The organism is Sphingobium sp. TKS (assembly GCF_001563265.1).
Classification (GTDB): domain Bacteria; phylum Pseudomonadota; class Alphaproteobacteria; order Sphingomonadales; family Sphingomonadaceae; genus Sphingobium.
The window spans coordinates 3,847,363-3,870,765 of the sequence record NZ_CP005083.1; the positions used below are offsets into that span (position 1 = coordinate 3,847,363).

The following is a 23,403-nucleotide window of genomic DNA, read 5'->3' on the forward strand; positions in this document are numbered from 1 at the left end:
CGAGCTGAAGTCCATCGATACACTCAGGAGCCTTACGTAGTGACGTTGCCAGTCGGCGCGGTGATGGTGACCACAAAAGAGGTGGCTGGGTGAAACCTTGAGGCGGCCTCTGGCACCTTACGCAAGCTGGAGATGAGCTATGTCCAAGCCGATGATTTTGTGGTTCGAAGACATCGGTATCGCTGATGTGCCGGCCGTAGGCGGCAAGAACGCGTCTTTAGGCGAGATGACCGCGGCCCTCGCTCAGAAGGGCGTGAAGGTGCCCTCTGGCTTTGCCACCACTGCGGACGCTTACAGGGCGTTCGTTCACGACAATGAGCTTGCACCCCGCATTACGGAACATCTCTCCGCCTTCCACTCCGGCGGATGCACCCTTCAGGAAGCGGGGCAGGCTATAAGGAGTCTGTTTCTGGAAGCGGAAATGCCCTCCCATATCGCCGAGGAGATTGTGTCCGCTTATGCGGAACTTGGCCGGCGTACCGGCACAGAGCGTCCCGCCGTTGCCGTGCGCAGCAGCGCGACCGCCGAAGATCTGCCGGATGCGAGCTTCGCGGGCCAGCAGGAAACCTTCCTCAATGTCCGGGGCCGGGCCGCACTTCTGGCGGCCTGTCGTCGATGCTTCGCCTCGCTGTTCACCGATCGCGCGATCAGTTACCGCGATGCGAAAGGCTTCGATCATCTCGAGGTTGCGCTGTCGATCGGCATTCAGCAGATGGTCCGTTCGGACCTGTGCGGATCGGGCGTCATGTTCTCGATCGATACCGAAACCGGCTTTCCAAATGCTATCGTCATCAGCGCCGCCTGGGGGCTGGGTGAGACCGTCGTCCAGGGGAGCGTAAACCCGGACAGATATGTCGTATTCAAACCGCTTCTCGCGCAGCCGGGGACCGAACCGATCATCGACAAGGAGTTGGGCGGCAAGGCGTTCCGCATGGTCTATGGGGAAGGCGGAAGCCACCGTACGAGGATCGTCGAGACAACCGAGCAGGAGCGTCAGAGCTTCGTTCTCGATAACAGCGATATCGTCCAGCTCGCCCGGTGGGCCGTGGCGATCGAGGACCATTACCAGCGTCCCATGGACATGGAATGGGCGAAGGACGGCGAGACTGGTGAACTCTACATCGTCCAGGCACGCCCCGAAACGGTTCAGGCCCAGGCCAGCACCTCGACATTCCGGCATTACCGCCTCAAGGAGAAAGGCGACCCGCTATTGACGGGCGCGGCGGTGGGAACAGCCATCGCTGCTGGCAAGGCTTGTGTCATCCGGACCGCCGCCGACATCGCCCAGTTCCGGGACGGGTCTATTCTCATCACTGAGACGACCGACCCCGATTGGGTTCCGGTCATGAAACGCGCGGCGGGGATCGTGACCAATCATGGCGGCACCACCAGCCACGCCGCCATCGTCAGCCGCGAACTCGGTGTTCCCGCAATCGTCGGCACCGGAAACGCGACCGAGATCATTGCCGAGAACAGCGAGATCACGATCAGCTGCGCTAACGGTGACGTCGGAACAATCTACGCCAGCATACTCGATTTTTCCGTGACGGACGTGGATATCGGCTCCCTGCCGGCCACCCGGACGGACATCATGGTCAATATCGCGAACCCGGCGGCGGCATTCCAGTGGTGGCGGCTTCCTGCCCGAGGGGTCGGCCTTGCGCGCATGGAGTTCATCATCAACGCGCATATCAAGGTGCATCCGATGGCACTGGTTCACCCGGATCGCGTGAGCGCTGAAGCTCAGCGGCAAATACGCGATCTGACCAAGGGGTATTCCGACCCATCGGAGTTTTTTGTCGATGTCCTCGCGCGCGGCATCGCGAAGCTTGCAAGTCCCTATTACCCGCACCCCGCCATCGTGCGCCTGAGCGATTTCAAAACGAACGAATATGCGCACCTTGTGGGCGGCGACGCCTTCGAGCCGGATGAGGAGAATCCGATGCTCGGCTTCCGCGGCGCCTCGCGCTATTACGATGAACGGTATCGCGAAGGCTTCGCTCTCGAATGCCGCGCGCTCAAGCGGGTCCGGGAGGAACTGGGCTTCTCGAACGTCATCGTCATGGTCCCCTTCTGCCGCACGCCGGCCGAGGCGGATCGCGTGCTCGAAGCGATGGCCGAGAACGGTTTGCGCCGCGGGGAGAATGGGCTGCAAATCTACATGATGTGCGAGATACCCTCGAACGTCATTCTCGCCGAGCAGTTCGCTACGCGCTTCGACGGATTTTCCATCGGCTCCAACGACCTCACCCAGCTTGTGTTGGGTGTCGACCGCGATTCCGGGATTCTGGCCAATCTCTTCGATGAAAGAGACGAAGCCGTCACCCGCATGATCTCGGAAGCCATTCGCAACGCGCACGCGGCGGGCATCAAGATCGGCATATGCGGCCAGGGGCCGAGCAACCATCCGGACTTTGCGGCGTTCCTGGTTTCGGAGGGTATCGATTCCATGTCGCTCAATCCCGACAGCTTCGTGCGAACGATCAAGGCCGTCGCGGAGGCGGAGGGACAGTCGGGCTGAGCGCCGGGTGAAATGACACTGATGCGAGGTACAGGAAATTGCGTCTACCGGTGATGATCCGCCTGGTGTGCATGGCGGTGACAAAACCAGCCAGTGGAGCGCCGGCATTGTGCTGAGCGCGGCGGAGTAAAATCCGGCCATTGGTTAGGCTGAACCTTTTTGAGGTCGGCCAAGGATGTTTGCCGTGGAGAGCTACGCCGCTGTTCGGCGCTTTGTGTTTATCGAGGGTCACAGCCAGCGCGAGGCGGCGCGGGTCTTCGGGCTGAGCCGGGAGACGGTGGGGAAGATGTGCCGGTTCTCGCTACCGCCGGGCTACACGCGGACCAAGCCCGTGGAGAAGCCGAAGCTGGGTCCTCTGCTACCGGTGATCGACGCGATCCTGGCGGCGGATGGGACCGCGCCGGTGAAGCAGCGGCATACCGCCAAGCGGATCTTCGAGCGGCTCCGCGACGAGCATGGCTTTGCAGGCGGCTACACGGTGGTGAAGGATTATGTCCGGATCAGCCGAGCCCGCGGGCGCGAGACGTTCGTGCCACTGGCCCACCCACCGGGCCATGCGCAGGTCGATTTTGGCGAAGCGGTCGGGGTGATCGGCGGGGTGCGGCAGAAGATCCACTTCTTCTGTATCGACCTGCCGCAGTCGGACGCCTGCTTCGTGAAGGCGTTCCCGCGCGAGACCACCGAGGCATTCCTCGACGGGCACGTGTCGGCGTTCGCCTTCTTCGGCGGAGTGCCGCTATCGATCCTGTACGACAACACCAAGATCGCGGTGGCGAAGATCTGCGGCGACGGGAAGCGCGAGCGGACGCGGGCCTTCACCGAACTGGTCAGCCATTACCTGTTCCGAGACCGCTTCGGCCGTCCGGGCAAGGGCAACGACAAAGGCAAGGTCGAGGGACTGGTGAAGTTTGCCCGGCGCTGCTTCATGACGCCGGTCCCTGACGCGGCGAGCTTCGATGCCTTCAACGCCGAACTGGAGCATCGCTGCCGCGCGCGCCAGGCCGAGCGTGCCGGCCGGCACACCGCGACCATCGGTGAGCGCCTGGTGGCCGATCTGGCAGCGCTGCGCCCATTGCCGGCGGTGCCGCTGGAACCGTGCGAGAAGCGGGCAGCGCGTGTCTCCTCGACGGCGCTGGTGCGCTACCGGACCAACGACTACTCGGTGCCGACGGCCTATGGGTTCCAGGACGTCGTGGTGAAGGGCTTCGTCGATGAGGTCGTGATCCTGTGCGGTGGGCAGGAGATCGCCCGGCATCCCCGCTGCTACGCCGAAGGTGCGTTCATCGCCGAGCCGCTCCACTATCTCGCCCTCATCGAGACCAAGCCGGGGGCGCTCGACCAGGCGGCTGCGTTGCAGGGCTGGCGCCTGCCTGAGGTGTTCCAGCATCTGCGGCATCTGTTGGAGGCCAGGATGGGCAATCGCGGCAAGCGCGAGTTCATCCAGGTCCTGCGGCTGCTGGAGGCCTTGCCGCTCGATATCGTCACCGCTGCGGTGACCCAGGCGATCCAGATCGGCGCGCCCGGCTTCGACGCAGTCAAGCTGATCGCGCTGGCGCGCATCGAGCGGCGGCCCGCCCGGCTCGATCTGGCGGCCTATCCGCATCTGCCCAGAACCGCGGTGAAGACGACGTCGGCGGCCGACTATGCGGTGCTGGCGGCATGACCCGGGCTGATGACCCGATGCCCACGGGCACGATGAGCACGGCGCCGCAGGTGCTGCTCGCCCATCACCTCAAGCAGCTGAAGCTGCCGACGGTGCTGCGCGAGTATGACAAGGTCGCCCGCGAGTGCGCCCGCGATGGTGTCGATCACCCGCGCTACCTGCTCCGGCTGATCGAACTGGAGCTGATCGACCGCGAACGGCGCACGGTCGAGCGACGCATCCGGGCCGCCCGGTTCCCGGCGGTGAAGAGCTTCGACACGTTCGACTTCGCCGCCATCCCCAGCCTCAACAAGCCGCTGGTGCTCGAGCTGGCCCGCTGCGAGTACATCCTGCGCCGCGAGAACGTCATCGCACTTGGCAACAGCGGCACCGGCAAGACCCATGCCGCGCTCGCGCTGGGCCTGGCGGCCTGCCAGAAGGGGTTCACGGTCGCGTTCACCACCGCCGCCGCACTGGTCAACCAACTCATGGAGGCGCGCGACGAGCGCCGGCTGCTCAAGCTCCAGCGCGAGCTTGCCGCGGTCAAGCTGCTGATCGTCGATGAGCTGGGCTATGTGCCGCTGACGGCGACCGGCGCCGAACTGCTGTTCGAGGTCTTCTCGCAGCGCTACGAGCGCGGCTCGACCATCGTCACGTCCAACCTGCCCTTCGAGGACTGGACACAGGTCCTGGGCTCCGAACGGCTCACCGGCGCGCTGCTCGACCGGCTGACCCACCACGTCAGTATTCTGACCATGAACGGCGACAGCTACCGGCTGAAGCAGTCCGCCGGCCGCCGCCGATCCGCCGCCAGGGCGGAGCAATACCCGGCCAGCGACACCATCGACCCGGACACCGGCCAGATCACCACCACCTGATCGGCAAAGACAACAATGATATGAAGAGGGCCCCGATCGGGGCCCTCTTCATATCATCATCCCTGCATCAACAATGGCCTGCTTTTACTCCGCCCCGCTGGCTTGGAATCAGACCGCCGTTGACAGCCTGGGTTCACCCGCATATTGTCGCGCAATCGCGAGCTCGGGAAGGTTACCCGAGAACGTCGTCTGAGTCCGGCGGCATTCGTAAAAGCCCTAATGGCCCCATCCTGGAACCGCCGATAGCCTTTGAGTGCTGGCTGGAATCGGGGAACAGGGTCCGGCCAGATGACGTTGATAGCAACAGTCGGAATGAGCGCCGCCGGTAGCGGGGAGACGGACGGCAACAGGAGGTTTTCCTATGTCTGCCGTATCTGCCTTTCCATCCTTCTCCCAGCCCCGAATGTCCGCGAAGACATCCGGCGTCGTCGCGTGCATCGATTGCACCGATCGCAACGCGTGGATCTATCCACACGCTCTTGCTCTGGCTTCAACGCTCGACGTTCCGGTAACGCTGCTTCAGGTCTTGGACAGAGACGCGTCGCCCGACGCACGGCCTGACCCCATCGAGTGCAATCTTCGTCGCCGCGAGGCCATGCGGGTGCTCGATCGTTGTGCTGCGACGATCGAACCGTCCTCATCTCAAACGACCATTGAGCTCGCAGAAGGACCGGCGGCGGAGGAAATCTGCCGGTACGTGCGGGAGTGTGACGAAGGGATGGTCGTGCTGGGCAGGCGCGGACGAAAGGAAGCCGGCCGCGACGGCGTGGGGGGCACGGTCCACAAGGTGCTGTCCCAGGCACCAGGCCCTGTCCTGCTTGTTCCGGTGGAAGCGCCCGTCCCGGGTTCGGCCTATCGACGGATCGTGGTGCCGCTCGATGGCTCGCGCTGGGCCGAAAGCGTGCTGCCCCTTGCGGTGCGCCTCGCGAAGGCAGCCGACGCCGAGCTGCTGCTCGTTCATGTCGTCCCCACGCCCGAAATGATCCAGGCGCGACCCCTGGAAACCGAAGACGAGACGCTGCGCGAAAACCTGATCGAACGCAACGAGCAGGCCGCGCGCAGCTATCTGGATCGGACCAGGTCCAATCTTTCGGCGATGGGCCTTCGCGCTCGCGCGATTGTCATCCGTGGCGGCGACGTTCGCGACACGCTTTGCGCGTTGGTCGATCGCGAAGCGGCTGATCTCGCGGTGATGTCCGCACGCGGGCACGGGCATCAGCATGTCAGGGACGTCCCGTACGGAACGGTTGCCTCCTATCTGATGGCCCATTGCAGTGTCCCGATGCTCGTCCTGCCTTCGGCGAGCCGCAAGGCGCAAATGACTTCGCCTGCCGCCAGCCAGAGCGTGAGATTGCCAACGGCCATTCAGGTCTGATTGATGGCCGATTATGAGGAGCGCGATCCGCTCGCCGGGGCGGCGGAGGAGGTCGCCGACCGTCATCACCTGACAGGACTGCTCGGCAAGTCGGTGCCGCTGCCCGCATGGGCGCATCTCGAGGAGATGAAGACGTGGCTGAGGCAGGCCCGACAGGCGGCCGCCAAGGCCGACAAGCGCGCAGGCGCCGCGGCTGAATGGCTGCTCGACAACGATTATCAGATACAACGCGCCATCCTGCAGATCCGCGAGGATCTTCCCGAAGAGTTCTACGCGAAACTTCCGGCGATCTCCGGGGACGGGCTCGGTCGCCCTCGCGTGCATCAGCTTGCCCATGCCTTGCTGCAGGCTTCTCACCTGCAGGTCTCGCTGAATGGCGCGGTGCTGTTCGTAGAACAATATCAAAAGACGATGCCGCTCAGCATCGCCGAGACCTGGGCCTTCCCGACCATGCTGCGCATAGTCTGCCTGGAATTGCTCATCGGAGGTTTCAGCCACCTCTTCCCGGAGGTCGAGCCGCCCTTTGAGATCGTCGAGACGCCCGACACGGCGATGGTTGGTTTTGACGATACGGAATGCGTCGCGCGCGCAATCGCGAACCTTGGCGTGATCGCGACGATTCAATGGAACGACTTCTTCGATCGAACGAGCCAGGTCGAAGCCATCCTCCGGCGCGACCCGGCAGGCGTCTATCCACATATGGACTTCGATACGCGCGATCGATATCGCCATGCGGTCGAGCAGCTTGCCGACCAGTCGGGACTCCCGGAATGGGATGTCGCCGAGCGTGCCTTGCGCCAGTGCCATAGCAGCGACGAAGCGCCATCGGGCCATGTAGGCTTCTGGCTCATCGATATCGGACGGCCTGCCTTTGCCGACGCGATCGATCCTCGTCCATGGACGCCGGGCTCGATATTGCGACGCGCGCTGCGTTATCCAGGCCTGCTTTATGCAGCCGCCTTGCTGCTCGCGGGCCTTGCGGGCTTTGCTCTACCCGCAGCCTATCTGGTTTCCACCGGCGCCACCGCCGGATCCTGGCTTCTAGGGATCGCGCTCACCCTGCTACCCGCATCGATCCTGAGCATCACCTTCGTCAATTGGCTCGTGACCCACATCGTTCGGCCGAACGTACTCCCCAAGCTCGATTTCAAGGAAGGCATCCCCGAAAGTTCGGCGACGGCAGTCGTGATGCCTGTCTTGGTCGCGCGATTGTCGGACATCGCGCCGCTGCTTCGGCGCCTGGAGGCGCACCGCCTTTCCAATCCCGACGCCGCGCTCGAATTCGTGCTGCTCAGCGACTTCGCCGATGCATCACAGGAAAGTGTCTCGGTCGATGCCGATATCGTTCGCGCGCTGACCAGCGGGATCGAGGAACTCAACGCGCGCTTTGCCAATGCCAAGGGACGTGGGCCGTTCCATTTGCTGCATCGGCCACGACGGTTCAACGCGGCCCAGGGCTGCTGGATGGGCTGGGAGCGAAAGCGCGGAAAGCTTGAGCAGTTCAACGCCTTCATCCTGAACGGAGATGCGTCCCCCTTCAATGTGACCGTCGGCAGCATCGAACGGTTGCGGCGATGCCGTTTCGTGATGACGGCCGATGCCGATACCAGGTTGTCGGCCGGCATCGTCCGGCGACTGGTGGGGACGCTATCTCATCCCCTTAACCGCGCCCACTTCAACGCTGCGACCGGCGCGGTCGAACGAGGATATACGGTTCTTCAGCCGCGCGTTGAGCTGGCGCCGGAAGCGACCGGCCAATCCTTGTTTTCGCGCCTCTACGGGGGCGACACGACCATCGATATCTATTCGCGCGCCGTATCCGACGTCTATCAGGACCTGCTCGGCACAGGCGTCTACGTGGGCAAGGGCCTCTATGATGTGGCGGCCTTTCATCGGAGCCTCGAAGGGCGCGTTCCCGAGAATACACTTCTCAGCCATGACCTGTTCGAAGGACTGCACGGGCGAGCGGCGCTGGTCAGCGATGCGATCGTTTATGAGAGCTTCCCGACCAGCTATCTCGACTTCACCTGGCGCTGGCACAGATGGGTCCGTGGGGACTGGCAGATCCTGCCATGGCTCTTTCCCTTCGTGCCCGGCGGCGATGGCCGATGGCTGCGCAACCGGCTCGGCTGGTTCGATCGGCTGAAGATATTCGACAATTTGCGGCGCAGCATAATTCCAGCGAGTATTGTGGCGCTGCTGGTGGGTGGATGGTTTCTTCTCCATGGGCAGCCCTGGGTCTGGACCTTGCTTGCCGTCATCGCGCCCGGTGCATATCTCTTTACGGACCTCGTGACCGGCCTCGCGCAGGGCCGCCGCCGCGGCGTCATGCAGAACCTGCTGCGACGTCTGGCGGATCACGCGGGTCGCTGGTTTCTCGCTATCGTCTTTCTCGTCAGTGACGCGATGATAGCGCTGCATGCCATTGCCATCACCCTATGGCGTCTCCATTCGGGCCAAAGAAAGCTCGAATGGACGTCGGCCGCCCACATGGCGACGCGCAACGCGGCGCGACATCCGCGACTGGCGGCATGGCGTGACATGGCCGCCTCTCCGGTGTTCGCGCTGATCATCGGCGCGGGTCTGTTCCTTGCCGCGCCCGCTTCCCTGCCTGTCGCGGCTCCCCTGCTGCTGCTCTGGTTCATTGCGCCTGAGATCGCGATCCGGATCAGCCGTCCGATTGAGCCGGCAAAGGACACGCTGTCCGAAAACGATCGAAAGTTCCTGAGACTGATGGCGCGGCGCACCTGGCTCTTTTTCGAGACCTTTGTGCGCCCCGAGGACAACTGGCTGCCACCCGATAACTATCAGGAGCCGCCCGACGAGGAAATCGCGCACCGAACCTCGCCGACCAACATCGGAATGATGATGGTATCGGTCCTCACTGCCTGGCGCCTCGGACATATCGGCCTCAACGAGGTTGCGACACGGCTTCACAACACGCTCGATACGTTGGATCGCCTGGACCGCTACCGCGGGCATATTCTCAACTGGTACGAGACGAGAACGCTCGCGGCCCTGGAGCCCCGATATGTTTCGACCGTCGACAGCGGAAATCTCGCGGTCAGTCTGATCACCGTCGCGCGAGCCCTTCAGGAAGCCAGAAGCTTGCCACCGGTCGCCACGGATTTGTGGCGAGGGTTTGACGACAATATCGAGTTGCTCGCCGAAGCGATTGCGACGATCGACCTCGAAGCGGCCTCCGCCGCCGGCTCGATCCTTGAGGCTATGCGGGAAACCGCCCGCAGGATTGAGGAAGGGAGGCAAGACTGGGCCGAGAGGATCGACGATCTCCTGTCGACCGATCTTCCTCGCCTGCGCGAGCAGATTACCCTGATGGCCGAAAGCGTCGGCGAGGATGAAATCGCCTCCCTGCGGAATGTCCAAGCCTGGCTGGAGCGGCTCGAACATCATCTGTCCGGCATGCGGCGAGACCTTCGGCTGTTCTCGCCCTGGTGGGAGACGCTCGCGCCGCATCCGGCAGAGTGTTCGAACGTCGCGGCAAAAGTCGCCGACCTGTTGGCGAACGACCGGCTGCCGTCCACGCACGCGGGCGCCGCGGCAGCAATTGGCGTCCTCAATGCGGCGAGAGACCAGCTACCGGCGGAAAGCCGGCAATGGGCGCACGATCTCCAGGCGGTGATCGAGGAAGGCCAGGCGGCCCGGCAAGCGCTTCATGACCGCCTCGATGACCTCTCCAGTCGCGCTAACGCCGCCGCGCACGCCATGGACTTCTCGTTCCTGTTCGATGCCGGCAGCCGGCTCTTTCATATCGGCTACAATGTGAGCGCCGATCGAATAGATCCGCACCACTACGATCTGCTCGCCAGCGAAGCACGCCTCGCCAGCTTTTTCGCCATCGCGAAGGGCGACATAGAGCCTCTGCACTGGTTCCATCTCGGGCGGCCCATCACCAAGCAGCACGCAGGCCTGGCGTTGATATCGTGGAACGGCTCGATGTTCGAATATCTGATGCCGAACATCTTCCTGCAGAGCGATCCCCAAACCCTGCTCGGAATGAGTGACCGGACCGCGATTGCTATCCAGATCGCATTCGGGCGGTCACATGATATGCCTTGGGGTATTTCGGAGTCGTCCTTCGCATCGATGGGCGAGGACCGCGTCTACCGATATCACGCATTCGGCGTCCCTGCGCTCGGCCTCCAGCGAGGTCTGGGGCGCGATCTGGTTATCAGCCCCTATGCGACGGCGCTGGCGCTGACGATCCGGCCCGCGCTGGCGACGCGCAACCTTCAAACTCTGGCGGATCTTGGCCTCATCGGCCGATACGGATTTTTCGAAGCGGTCGACTTCACGCCCGAGCGGGCGCCTGACGGTGAACGCTTTGCCGTCGTGCGCTCCTACATGGCTCATCATCATGGCATGAGCCTTGCCGCGCTCGGAAACGCGTTGTGCGATGACATGCTCGTGCGCTGGTTCCACACCGATCCTCATATCCGCACCGTCGACCTGCTCCTTAACGAAAGGATTCCATGGGAGCTGCCGCCCGAGATCGCGCGGCTTGAGGTTCGTGAGCCACAGCCGGAACCCGACGAACTGATTCCGGGCCTTTACGGCTGGGCACCCACTCGGCGCCGTGGGGAGCACGCGTGGCAGATTCTCGGCAATGGCCGGCTTTCGAGCCGCATTCGGACAGACGGTGCAGGTGGGCTGAGCTGGAACCAGCATGCCCTGACCCGTGGGGACGCAGGTTTCTGGATCTATCTGCACGACCGGGATGCAGATGTTACCTGGTCGGCAACGGGCGGCCCCTTTTCTCGACCCGAAGACGCGCCGGAGGTGATCTTCCAAGCGCATCAGGTGGAGTTCCACCAGCGCGCCCACGGCTTGTCGGTCACGACAACGATCAATGTCGCCAATGCCGACGACCTGGAGATCCGGCGTGTCGCTCTTGTCAATGATAGCGATAAGCCCCGGACCATCGAAGTCACGGGCTACGCGCAGATCGTTCTGGCTCCGGCCCAGGACGCGGCGCGCCACCCTGCCTTCAGCAAGCTGTTCGTGGGGGCGGAAGCCTTGCCTGGCAATGACGGCCTGCTTTTCACGCGGCGGCCGCGCAGTTCGGCGGAACGTCCGCCCGTCCTGCTGACCCGTGTGATCGGGGATGAAGATGGCGTTACCCTGCTCGGTCTCGAAGCCGATCGCAGCGCTTTCATCGGACGATATGGGTGCCCCAGGCGGCCCGCATTGTTGACCGGGGAACTGCCTGGTGGCCCGCTCGGCTGGACGCTTGATCCGATCTGCGCGATCAGGATGACGGTGGAACTGCCTCCGCGCGCGCGACGTGAATTCGCCTTCGTCACCATTGCGGCTGGATCCCGGCAATCGGCCCTCGAACTTGCCGAGCGCTTTACCACCCTGCCGTCACTCGACTGGGCTGTGAGCGATACGGCAAGTGCGGCGGCGCGCGAGATGCACAAGCTGGGCCTGCAGCCGCACATCGTGCCGCAGGCGCAGGCGTTGCTGTCCACTCTTCTCACCAGAGCGGCAGAGCCGGGATCGGCCGGCGCGCGCACATTTCGGCGCGGGGACCTTTGGGCGCTCGGGATATCGGGCGACCATCCTATTTTGATGCTGCGTTCCGGAACCGCGGAGCAGCAGGACCTGCTTCGACAGCTTCTCTCCTTCCACAAGCTCATGCGGCAGCGTGGTATGCCGATCGACCTGGTGGTGACGCATGAAGGAACGTCGGGCTATATCGAGCCCGTCCGCGAGCGTCTTCTGGAAGTGCTGAAGGATGCCGGGCTACAGGATCGCCTTGGCACCCATGCCGGGATACACCTCGTCGGCATCGGTCCATCCGATGGCGAGCGGGCGGCGCTTCTCGATCAGGTTGCCCGCCTCATCCTTGACGAAGCCGGCGGCAGCCTAGTCGACCAGCTTGCGCGATACGACCAGCCGCCGCATCCGGGCCCTCTGTTCGCGCCGGTCGGGGCGAACTCCGGTACAATCATGACGGCGCCCGTACCGCGCCCGGCTGATCTGCAATTCGATAATGGGTGGGGAGGCTTCGATCCGGATACGGGCGACTATACTATCTATCTGGAACCCGGTGCGCCGACCCCTGCGCCCTGGGCCAACGTCCTCGCCAACGACGGCTTCGGGACGATCGTGACCGAGGGCGGTCTGGGCTTCACCTGGGCGATAAACAGTGGTGAAAACCGTCTCACGCCGTGGTTCAACGACCCTGTCGAAGATCCTCAAGGCGAACGCCTTTATCTGCGCGATGAGGAAAACGCACGGCTCTGGACGCCGACGCCGCTTCCGGCCGGTGGAGACACGGCATGCCGCATCGATCACGGCCCCGACCGTACGTCCTGGCACCGGCATAGCGAAGGCCTTGAACAGGAGCTCTCCGTCATCGTGCCGACGCACGACACCGTGAAGCTTGTCCGGCTTCGCTTGCGTAATCAGTTGCCGCGTCCGCGCCGGATCACGGCTACCTACTATGCCGAATGGCTGATGGGCGCTGTGCAAGGAGAACAGGCGCCCCTGCGCCGCTCATTCTATGATCCGATCTCGCACGCGATTCTCGGCCAAAATCCCTGGACCGACGAATTTGCCGACCGCATCTCCTTTCTTGCTTCGACACTTCCGGTCCACACGCTCACCACCTCACGCTACGATTTTCACGGCGATGACGCCGACCCCACCAGTCCCCTCGGACTTCTGAACTGGGATCTTGGTCACCGGCAGCATGCTGCCGGTGACGACTGCTGCGCCGCCCTGCAGGTCCATCTTGATATCCCGGCTGAAGGAACCGCAGAAGTTTGCTTTGTGCTGGGGCAGGGCGACGACCTGGATCACGCGCGTGACCTTGTCCGTCGCTGGCAGGACCCATCGGCCTTCGAGACCGCGGCGCGGGAGTGTGCCGGTTTCTGGAAGGACAGGCTGGACGCGGTGCAGGTCAAGACGCCCGATCCCGCCTTTGACCTGATGGTCAACCGGTGGTTGCCGCACCAGTCGCTCAGCGCCCGCATCCGCGCCCGCGCGGGCTTTTATCAGGCGAGCGGCGCTTTCGGTTTTCGCGACCAGCTGCAGGATGTTCTGGCACAGATCCATGTCGATCCGAATGCAACACGGCAGCATATCCTTGCCGCGGCTGCCCATCAGTTCGAGGAAGGCGACGTGCTGCATTGGTGGCATCCGCCATTGGATCGCGGCGTCCGCACGCGCTGCTCGGACGATCTGGTCTGGCTACCGTACGCCGTTGCTCATTATGTTGAGGCGACCGGAGACAAAACCATCCTGAGCGAGCTGGTTCCTTTTCTGCGGGCGCCCCCGCTCACGGCCGAAGAAACCGATCGCTATGCGCGTTTCGAGGTGAGTGACTACACGCAATCCCTGTTCGTTCATTGCGAGCGCGCGCTTTCCCACGCCTACCGCCTCGGGTCTCATGGCCTCCCGCTGATTGGTGCAGGGGACTGGAATGACGGCATGGATCGCGTGGGCAACCGGGGGCATGGCGAAAGCATATGGCTCGCCTGGTTTCTCATCGCGACCATCCGAAATTTCACGCGTCATTGTGTGGATGCGGACCGGAACGAGTTCCGCGACCATTGGAACGGCCGCGCAGAGACGCTCGCGGCCGCGGTGGAACGGTCGGGGTGGGATGGCGAATGGTATTTGCGCGCATTCGACGACGACGGCCGCCCATGGGGCGCGTCGGAAGAACAGGAATGCCGCATCGATTCCATCGCGCAGTCGTGGTCCGTATTGTCGGGTGCCGGCAAGGTCGAGCGTACCCGATCGGCGCTCGCTTCGGCCAGACGATATCTGGTTCGGGATGACGACAGTCTCGTGCGTCTGCTGGATCCGCCCTTTGACCGCACGCCGCGTGAGCCGGGTTATATCAAGGCCTATCCGCCGGGAATTCGCGAGAATGGAGGCCAGTATACTCACGCGGCAAGCTGGCTCGCGCTCGCGCTCGCGCGCACGGGGGATGGTGACGGGGCCAAGGCGCTCTTCGACCGGATCAATCCTATTCAGCATGCCGCGACGGCTCGCAGCGCCGCCCATTATCGAACCGAGCCTTATGTCGTGGCGGCTGACATTGCCGGCATGGAGCCCTACCTCGGCCGAGGTGGCTGGACCTGGTACACGGGTGCCGCAGCCTGGACATGGCGGTTGGCGGTAGAGGAGATTCTTGGCGTTCGGCTCGTGGGCGGCGAACTTCAGGTGCGCCCCGTCTTGCCCAGGGACTGGGAGAGCGTCGAATTGACCCTGCGGCGAGGCCGTGGATCTATTCATGTAACGATCGAGACGGATGATACTCTGGAGAGCGAAGAACCGGTAATCGAGGTTGAAGGGACGCTCTGGGACGCACGCGGAATCCCGTTCCCCGAGAACGATCATACGCGGATAGTCGTCGTGCGGGTTGCGCAGCGAGCCTGAAGAGCAATCCAGGACTGGGGCCAACGTGTATCCGGTGCTTTACGTAGCGCCCAGTGCTTCAGGCTCGGCTACAGGAACACTTCTCAACACCTTGTTGCCGGGGAGCGACCGATGAGCACCATTGAAGAACTTAAGGCTGATCTTGCCAAGCTCCGGGACGAAGCCAAGGTCCAGGTGCATCTGGGCGCGATGGAAGCTCGCGAGGAGTGGGACGAGCTCGAAACCAAATGGCACCATTTCGTTGCAGAAGCTCGCCTTCAGGAGAGCGGCGGTAACATCAAGGCCGCGCTCCAGGTGCTCGCTGATGAACTTCGTTCGGCTTACCTGCGTCTGAAGAAGGCGCTATAAATCTGCACCGAACCCCAAGCCGATTTCGGTACCTACTGTTCTGAAGGAATCTCCGTGACTGACACAGCCGCCATAGAAGAGCGCCTGACAGAGCGACTGTCGGAACTTCGCGCTCGGCTGACGCGAGTGAATGCGGATCTGGCTGAGCCCCTTAATGCGGACTCATCGGAACAGGCCGTCGAAGTCGAAGATGATGCGGGTCTGGAAGCCGAGGCAAGCTTGATCGTGCGGGAGGCCGCTTCGATCGATCGTGCCCTGGAGCGAATTGCGAAGGGCACCTATGGCGAATGCGTTCGTTGTGGGTCGCAGATTGCACCGGCTCGGCTGGATGCACGGCCGGAGGCAGCATTGTGCATCGATTGCGCACGCGCCGAACAATGATCGGCATCGCGACCTCACCGGATGGAGAATCCCTTCGGCTGGGGCGACATGCGCGGCTTGCATCATTCCCCGTCACAAATGGCGGACATCCAGGACGTCCATGACCTGCGTTGCGACCGTCTTGCGGTCATCCGCCGCGTTGACGCGGTGCCAGTTGATGTGACCCAGATCGTAGCGGGTCTGCATCGCGACAACAGCTGCGTTGGCATCCGAAGCGTCATGTGTCCGGCTGGATACCCTCGCGGTCAGCATATCCGGCGACGCGTTGAGCCATATGCCATCGAAGCGCGCATCTCGTCGCAGTGCGACCTCCTGGATCGCCGTGCGCTCTTCAGGCTTCGCATGGACAGCGTCGGCCACCACCGAATGCCCGGCGTAAAGCATGTGTCCCGCCAGCCGTCTCAGCTCTGTGTAAATCGCTGCGTTCGCGGACAGGGTATATGCGTCTTTGGGAAGCGGCGATTCTGGCGGCACGCCGGCAAGTCGCTTCCGCAGCACATCGGATCTCAGAATACGCGCGCCTGGAACCTCGCCGAGGGAATGGCCGATCAGTTTCGCTATTGTGGACTTGCCGGACCCGGAGAGCCCGCCAATGGCGACGAGCCGCGCGGGCACCGGTTCGAGCACTGCGCGCGCCAGCGTCAGATAGGCGCTGGCCTTTTGGGTCAGAGCTTCGTCTGAACCATCGCTCGCCTGTGCGGCCGATGTATGGGCGCGAATCCCGGCTCGGATCGAAAGAAACAATGGCACAAGAGCCACGCCGGCCTCGTCTTGAGGGGAAATGTCCAGATAGCGATTGAACAGGGCATTCGCTTCGCAATGAAGGCCGCGGCCCCATAAATCCATGAGTAGGAACGCAAGGTCGTAAAGGACATCGCCGGTCGCAAGTTCGGGACTGAATTCCAGGCAGTCGAACAGGACGGGGCTCCCGTCGATCACGGCAATGTTACCCAGATGCAGATCGCCATGGCCATGTCTCACGCGCCCGCTTCGCGCACGTGAATCGAGCAGATCGGAGTGCTGGGCCAGCAGGGCGACTTGCCTGTCGATCAGGTCTCTCACGAGCCGAGCGGGAAGAATGTCGGGGAATCGAGCCATGCTTCGATCATTCCCGGCAATGACGGCTTCCAAACGGCTGCGCCCCGATCCGGACAGGCAAGTCTCGGCGCCATCATGAAATGCCTTGATCCGGTCTGCGAGCTGCGTGATCAGCACATCGGTCAGGCCACCTTGGGTTGCCACATGATCGAGCAAGGCGTCATCGGGAAAGCGGCGCATCTCCAGAAGCCAATCGACAGGTTCTCCCTCGCCATCGAGGTTCAGGCAGCCCGCCGAATTCTTGGATACCGGGCGAACCGCCAGGTAGAGTTCCGGCGCGGTCCTGCGATTAAGCCGTAGCTCCGCTTCCAGGGCGGCGCGGCGTCTATCGGCGGTTGAAAAATCCAGATAGTCGAACTGGACGGCACGCTTGAGCTTCCATGCACGATCGCCGACGAGGAACACACGCGCCGCATGCGTGTCGATCCGACGCATGGTCTCTCCAGAGCCGAAGGCTCGTCCCTCGAGAAGGGTTATGACGTCGGCTTGCGGGTCTGCGTGGTGCCGAGGTCCCGTCGAAGCCTCCGGCAAACTGCTATGCCTGCCCGATTTCGATCTTCCGACTCCGCGCTGGCGCATTTTCATCCTTGGTCAGTGTGACGGTGAGGACACCATCCTTGAATGCAGCGGTGATCCCGTTCGGGTCAACGTCGCTGGGCAAGGATACCTGGCGCCGGAAGGAGCCATATCGCCGTTCGCTGAATACATAGCCCTTGTCCTTGCGTTCGGTCTCCTCCTTCTTTTCGCCGGCTATCGTCAGGAGACCGTCAGCGACGCTGATATCGATATCATCATCGGACAGGCCAGGGAGCTCGGCGGTGAGGCGATAGGCCTTGTCCTCATCGACAAGTTCAATAGCCGGAACTGGCGCGATTGAAGATCGATTGCCGACACCGAACAGACTGGCGGCGGGGCGGCCAAAATCTTCGAAGAGGCGGTCAATCTCCGTGCGAAGCCAATCAACCGGATGATCGAGAATTGGGCTGATCGGATTGGCCTTGGACGTGGTCGCTGGAACCTGATCATTCATGGCGGACCTCCTGCGAAATGAATGCTCGAGGTCCGGATTGGGCGGGGGGGGGGGGATGGCCGATGAATCAGGCCAACAGCGATCCGGCCCTCGAGCGAGGAGGAGGCTATGCGGTTGCCTGGGTGGGCTCTATCCGGAAAGTTACTGAGGGGCGTTTGGGGCGCTCACCATCTCACAATGGACCCGCGGGTCCATTGGTTCAGGTAGCAGCGCGCAAGTTGCACGGATGATGACAATCCGAAGAGCCCGGCCTAAAGAACGCCGACGGTTTGAAGCTCGTGGATGCGACGGTCTGGACATGTTTCCAGCGCTGAACTCCAAAGCAAGTAACATCATCGTTGAGATGGTTGCCAATTTTAATGGATCGCACGAGGCGCTGTTGATAGGCTTGAGACAGAAAGGGGTATCAGCGCTTGCTGCTTCCTTCTGACGACGAAGAGGCAGAGTCATCATTAAAACCGCTCCGCGATCCGGGAAATTCCTCCATTCATGGCAAGCGGGTGCCATTGCGCCACTGGTTGACCGTTCGATCCATGCCCGGCTTTTGACCGCGTCCCTCGCGGGACTGGCTATCGCCGTCATCGCGGTGGTCACACGATGGCAGCTTGGCCGGCAGATCGACGAGAGCGTTCATTATTTCGTCTCTCTCGGCGTGGCCGGTATGGTGCTCGTGGCGCTCAGGCCGGATATCGTGGTGTTGGCGGGCGTCACGCTCGTTACCCTTACGACGCTCGCAATCGTTGACGGTTGGCCGACCGTGGCAGAACAGTGGGTTGCCCTGTTCCTGTTTCTCGCCGCCATGGCTCTGCTTTGGCGGAATCACCATCGTACTCTCTCACGCGCTCGCGATCTCGCGGACGGGACGAGGATGCTGGCCGCAGAACTGAACCTGCTCATCGATGGGGCGGAAGATTATGCGATCTATATGCTCGATGCTGAAGGGCGGGTCACGATCTGGAACGGGGGCGCCGAGCGTCTGAAAGGCTGGACAGAGGTCGAGATGGCCGGCCAGCTTACAGATCGGTTTTATCCGGCCGATGTCGTCGCCAGCGGCAAGCCGACGTCCTTGCTTGCCGAAGCACAACACCGTGGCAAGATCGAGATCGACGAGTGGCAGATTCGTAAGGATGGCAGTGAGTTTCTGGCTCACATTTCCATCACCGCGTTGAAAAAACCCGACGGATCGTTGGGCGGTTTCGCGACAGTTGTCCACGACATCACCGACCAGCGAGCAACGCTGAGCTCTCTTCGCAACAGTGAAGCGCATCTTCGTTCGATTTTGTCGACGGTCCCCGATGCAATGATCGTCATCGATGAAGGCGGCACGATGGTGTCGTTCAGCACGGCGGCCGAGCGTTTGTTCGGTTACACTCAGGAGGAAGTCCTGGGTTCCAATGTCAGCATGTTGATGCCCTCGCCTTATCGCGAACGCCATGACGGTTTTCTCGAGCGCTATCTGCGTACAGGAGAGCGGCGCATCATCGGGATCGGACGCGTGGTTTTTGCACTGCGAAAGGATGGGACGACCTTCCCGATGGAGTTGTCGGTTGGAGAAGCGGCCGGCGAGAGCCAGCGGCTGTTCACCGGCTTCATTCGCGATCTGACGGATCGCCAAAGGACACAGGAGCGGCTAGAGCAGCTTCAATCCGAACTGATCCACGTCGCGCGCGTCAGCGCGATGGGGACGATGGCGTCGACGCTCGCCCATGAGCTGAATCAGCCGATCACCGCCGTAGCCAACTATCTCGAAGCGGTCCGGGACCTGCTCGACCAGCCAGATCCCGATGATCTGCCCGACATCCGGGAGGCGCTGACAGACGCCGCGGGGGAAGCGATGCGCGCGGGTCATATCGTGCGCCGTTTGCGTGATTTCGTTGCCAGGGGGGAGGTCGAGAAGACTGTCGAGAACTTGCCTAACCTTATCAACGAAGCGGCTGCCTTCGGCCTGATGGGCGCGGGCGAGAAATCGATCGAAACCCGCATGGACATCGATCACGAAGCTGCGACGGTCCTCGTCGATAAGGTCCAGATCCAGCAGGTCCTCGTGAACTTGATCCGCAATGCGGTCGAGGCCATGAATGCGCGCGCCAGGCCTGTGCTCACCATCCGCACCGGTCCCGACCAGGCGGGTTTTGTGCGTGTCACGGTGTCCGATACCGGCACGGGAATGGCCCCCGAGGTCGCTGCCCAACTCTTCAAGGCCTTTGTCAGCACCAAGTCGGACGGCATGGGGTTGGGTCTTTCGATTTGTCGAACGATTGTCGAAGCCAATGGCGGGCGCATCTGGATGGAGCCTGCGGAAGGGGGCGGCACGCAATTCCATTTCACACTGGTCAGGGCAGATAGGGAGCAATCTTATGGAGGATAAGCGGATCGTCCACATCGTCGACGATGAAGATGCAATCCGTCGATCTGCCGGTTTCATGCTCAAGAAATCAGGTTTCTCGGTCGAAACCTGGTCCTCCGGTGTTGAATTTCTGAAAGACGTGAGGAACGCGGCCGAGGGCTGCATTCTCCTCGATGTGCGTATGCCTCAGATGGATGGGCTCGAAGTCCAAAAGGAATTGAACGAACGCGGTATCGCGATGCCCGTCATCATCCTGACTGGGCATGGCGATGTGTCGATCGCTGTAAGCGCGATGAAGGCCGGCGCAGTCGACTTCATCGAGAAACCGTTCGAGAAGGCGGTGTTGCTCGCGGCTATTGAAAGTGCCTTCGAACGGCTTGCCGACGTTGAAGGCAGGGCAACCCGCGCCGCCGACGCAACGATCCGCGTCGCCGCTCTGTCCGGGCGCGAACAGGATGTGCTCAAGGGGCTTGCGCGAGGACTGCCAAACAAGACGATCGCTTATGATCTTGGGATTTCGCCGCGCACCGTAGAGGTGCATCGCGCCAACCTCATGACCAAGCTGGGCGTTCGCAGCCTGTCGGAGGCGCTCCGTATCGCGTTTTCCGCGGGGATCACGGGCTGAGGATCGGGACACTTACGTAGCGACCCGGGGATCGTTTCCTGACATCGTCCGAGGGACCAGCAATGCCGCTGGGCCGATGGTGTGAGATGTCAGGCGAGAATATTGCGGCCCCGTTGCGGGAACGCCCGCGTCTTCTTCTGGTCGAGGATGACGCCGGTGTTCGCCGTTCACTGCAGCTTCTCTTTCGTGCGCAGGGTTTTGACGTCCGGGCCTATGCGGCTGGTGCGGCGCTTCTGGACGATCCGTTATCGGGGGATGCCTGCTGCTTCGTTGCTGATTTTCGATTGGAGCAGAGCGATGGCATCGAGGTGCTTTGCCGCCTGCGCGAACGTGGCTGGCCGGGTCCAGCCATACTCATCACCGCGTTCCCATCGGCCGAACTGACCGAGCGTGCCTTGGCGCAGGGGTTCGCCCATGTTCTGGAAAAGCCCCTGCGGGAACATGCGCTGACTGGCGCGCTTGCCAGGCTGACGGGCGTGGGAAAGCGCATTTGAAACGACGCTCGACCAAAAGGGAGTGCGCAGCATAACAGGAGAAACGTGTGACAGCAGCGGAACAGAAACAGCAGGCGCCCTATGATCTGGTTGGAGGGGCCGTCGTCGTCCGGAATATCGTAGACCGCTTCTATGATCTGATGGATCAGGAGGACGCCTATCGGGAGTTGCGTGCGCTACACGCCCCGGAGTTGGGGCCGATGCGCGTTTCGCTTGCCGGTTTTCTCAACGCATGGCTGGGCGGACCGCGAGATTGGTTTGATGATCACCCTGGCGTTTGCATGATGTCGGCCCATGCGCGCCTGCCGATCACTGGTGAGACAGCGGATCAGTGGTGTGACGCGATGCGCCGCGCCATCGCTGATTCGACGGTAGATCCTGCCCTGGGCGTCAAGATGGCCGAAGCCTTGTCGAACATGGCGCAGGGCATGGCGGCGCGTGCCGCGTCGGCAGCGTGACCCCGCGGCGCGAACAGGCGAAGAAATCACTATGACCGAGATGTTCGCGATGCAGCTCGAAGCGGTCGGCACGCCGCTGCGGCTCGTCGCGCGACAGGTTCCAACGCCTGGTCGAGGCGAGCTTCTCATCGAGGTCGCTGCTTGCGGCGTCTGCCGAACCGATCTGCATATCGTCGATGGGGAGATCGAATCCCGCCTCCCCATCGTTCCCGGGCACGAAATTGTCGGCATCGTTGTTGCGGCGGGGGAAGGGGTCGCCGATGTCGCGATCGGTGATCGCGTCGGCGTTCCCTGGCTCGGACATAGCTGCGGCCATTGCGACTATTGCCGAACAGGTCATGAAAATCTGTGCGATAGTCCCGCATTCACGGGATGCACCCGGGATGGCGGTTATGCGACCCATACGGTTGCGGACGCTCGCTTCTGCTTCAGGATACCCGACGCCTTTTCCAATGAAGAAGCCGCGCCCTTGCTGTGCGCCGGGCTGATCGGCTGGCGGTCCCTGCGCGCTGCGGGGGAGGGAACGCGGATCGGTCTCTACGGATTTGGCGCCGCCGCGCATATCATCGCCCAGATTGCGCTGTGGCAGGGCCGGGCGGTTTATGCCTTTACCAGGGCGGGAGACGACGAGGGACAGGCTTTTGCGCGATCACTCGGCTGCGCCTGGGCCGGATCATCGGAGGATGACCCGCCCGTGGAACTCGATGCGGCGATCCTCTTTGCCCCCGTCGGTGATCTTGTTCCGCGCGCGCTGCGTGCAATCCACAAGGGAGGCAGGGTGATCTGCGCAGGGATCCACATGAGCGACATTCCGTCGTTCCCCTATGCTGACCTCTGGGGTGAGCGAACCATTGCATCGGTGGCTAGGCTCAGGACTCGTTGATCAGAGCCAGAAGAGCACTGTTGCCGCGAGCGCGAGAGCGGAGAAGAAGACGGTCGGGCAGCGGTCGTATCGCGTTGCCACGCGTCGCCAGTCCTTGAGGCGACCAAACATGATCTCGATGCGGTTACGGCGTTTGTATCGGCGCTTGTCGTATTTGACGGGCAAGGATCGAGATTTCCGGCCGGGAATGCAGGGTTTGATGCCTTTTTGCTCGAGTGCGTCCCGGAACCATTCGGCGTCATAGCCCCGGTCGGCAAGCATCCATTGCGCCTTGGGCAGATCGTCGAGCAAGGCTGCCGCGCCGGTATAATCGCTGATCTGTCCAGCGGTGATGAAGAAGCTCAAGGGGCGGCCATGGGCATCGGTGATGGCGTGAAGCTTGGTATTCATGCCGCCCTTCGTGCGTCCGATCAGGCGGCCGCGATCCCCTTTTTTACCCGCAGGCTCGAAGCCGTGCGGTGTGCCTTCAGATAGGTCGCATCGATCATGACGGTCGTTGGCTCTGCGCGTTCGGCAGCGAGGCCTTCCATCATGCGCCCGAAGACACCCATCTCGCCCCAGCGCTTCCAACGGTTGTAGAGCGTCTTGTGCGGCCCGTATTCCCTGGGAGCATCCCGCCAACGCAGGCCGTTCCGATTGACGAAGATGATCCCGCTCAGGACCCGCCTGTCATCCACACGAGGTTTGCCGTGGCTCTTGGGAAAATACGGCGAAAGTCGCGCCATCTGCTCGTCGGTCAGCCAGTACAGGTCACTCACGCTCAGTCTCCTTGCGGAGCCTGAATCACAGACCACTCAGCCAATCAATGGGTCCTGAGCCTAACACTACTTTGGCAGAAATGTGATTTTCGGGATTCCCAAAGGGCAGAATCCCTGATTCATGGGGAGCCAGCTTTTATGGGGGCTGGC

Annotated in this window: 15 protein-coding genes; 12 read left to right on the plus strand and 3 right to left on the minus strand. The window is 62.4% G+C overall.

From position 1 onward, the window contains the following. Window positions 1–139: 139 nt before the first annotated feature. From ppsA to K426_RS19095, 7 genes are all read left to right on the plus strand, one after another. Entirely contained in the window at window positions 140–2,521 is a 2,382-nt protein-coding gene (ppsA, locus tag K426_RS19065) for a phosphoenolpyruvate synthase (RefSeq protein ID WP_021243110.1), read from the plus strand. A gap of 175 nt (window positions 2,522–2,696) precedes the next feature. Next, window positions 2,697–4,184: an IS21 family transposase gene (istA, locus tag K426_RS19070; RefSeq protein ID WP_037487497.1), complete on the plus strand. Its 1,488-nt coding sequence runs from the start codon at window positions 2,697–2,699 to the stop codon at window positions 4,182–4,184. Window positions 4,185–4,201: 17 nt separating this feature from the next. Continuing rightward, window positions 4,202–5,041, plus strand: coding sequence for an IS21-like element helper ATPase IstB (gene istB / locus K426_RS19075; RefSeq protein WP_037487499.1), 840 nt, complete (start codon window positions 4,202–4,204; stop codon window positions 5,039–5,041). A 361-nt stretch (window positions 5,042–5,402) separates the two neighbouring features. Continuing rightward, a complete protein-coding gene (locus K426_RS30450) occupies window positions 5,403–6,416 on the plus strand; it encodes a universal stress protein (protein WP_021690817.1) in 1,014 nt (337 codons plus the stop codon). Between the two features lie 3 nt (window positions 6,417–6,419). Then, a complete protein-coding gene (locus tag K426_RS19085) occupies window positions 6,420–14,831 on the plus strand; it encodes a GH36-type glycosyl hydrolase domain-containing protein (protein WP_021690816.1) in 8,412 nt (2,803 codons plus the stop codon). A 111-nt stretch (window positions 14,832–14,942) separates the two neighbouring features. Next, on the plus strand, window positions 14,943–15,179 hold the full coding sequence (locus K426_RS19090) for a hypothetical protein (protein ID WP_013846854.1): 237 nt from the start codon (window positions 14,943–14,945) through the stop codon (window positions 15,177–15,179). Window positions 15,180–15,233: 54 nt separating this feature from the next. Beyond that, on the plus strand, window positions 15,234–15,560 hold the full coding sequence (locus tag K426_RS19095) for a TraR/DksA family transcriptional regulator (protein WP_013846853.1): 327 nt from the start codon (window positions 15,234–15,236) through the stop codon (window positions 15,558–15,560). 72 nt (window positions 15,561–15,632) lie between these two features. Here K426_RS19095 and K426_RS19100 read toward each other — a convergent pair whose 3' ends face one another. Beyond that, window positions 15,633–17,093: a bifunctional aminoglycoside phosphotransferase/ATP-binding protein gene (locus K426_RS19100; RefSeq protein ID WP_021243108.1), complete on the minus strand. Its 1,461-nt coding sequence runs from the start codon at window positions 17,091–17,093 to the stop codon at window positions 15,633–15,635. A gap of 100 nt (window positions 17,094–17,193) precedes the next feature. After that, a complete protein-coding gene (locus tag K426_RS19105; RefSeq protein WP_037487144.1) occupies window positions 17,194–17,688 on the minus strand; it encodes an Hsp20/alpha crystallin family protein in 495 nt (164 codons plus the stop codon). Window positions 17,689–18,232: 544 nt separating this feature from the next. Between K426_RS19105 and K426_RS19110 the strand changes: the two genes are divergently transcribed. From K426_RS19110 to K426_RS19130, 5 genes are all read left to right on the plus strand, one after another. Continuing rightward, complete coding sequence (locus K426_RS19110) at window positions 18,233–20,056, plus strand: PAS domain-containing sensor histidine kinase (RefSeq protein WP_021243106.1); 1,824 nt, start codon at window positions 18,233–18,235, stop codon at window positions 20,054–20,056. Beyond that, a complete protein-coding gene (locus K426_RS19115) occupies window positions 20,046–20,660 on the plus strand; it encodes a response regulator transcription factor (protein ID WP_021243105.1) in 615 nt (204 codons plus the stop codon). The genes K426_RS19110 and K426_RS19115 overlap by 11 nt, the downstream gene beginning before the upstream one ends. A gap of 62 nt (window positions 20,661–20,722) precedes the next feature. Next, window positions 20,723–21,154, plus strand: coding sequence for a response regulator transcription factor (locus K426_RS19120; protein ID WP_021690815.1), 432 nt, complete (start codon window positions 20,723–20,725; stop codon window positions 21,152–21,154). A gap of 47 nt (window positions 21,155–21,201) precedes the next feature. Next, a complete protein-coding gene (locus K426_RS19125) occupies window positions 21,202–21,612 on the plus strand; it encodes a group II truncated hemoglobin (protein ID WP_013846847.1) in 411 nt (136 codons plus the stop codon). Between the two features lie 31 nt (window positions 21,613–21,643). Further along, window positions 21,644–22,495: a zinc-binding alcohol dehydrogenase family protein gene (locus tag K426_RS19130; protein WP_021243103.1), complete on the plus strand. Its 852-nt coding sequence runs from the start codon at window positions 21,644–21,646 to the stop codon at window positions 22,493–22,495. Here K426_RS19130 and K426_RS30455 read toward each other — a convergent pair. Then, window positions 22,496–23,253, minus strand: a protein-coding gene (locus K426_RS30455) for an IS5 family transposase (protein WP_124916812.1) whose coding sequence is annotated in 2 segments (ribosomal slippage) — window positions 22,496–22,920 and window positions 22,920–23,253 — 759 coding nt in all. Because the reading frame shifts where the segments join, the coding sequence is not laid out codon by codon here. Between the last annotated feature and the right edge of the window lie 150 nt (window positions 23,254–23,403).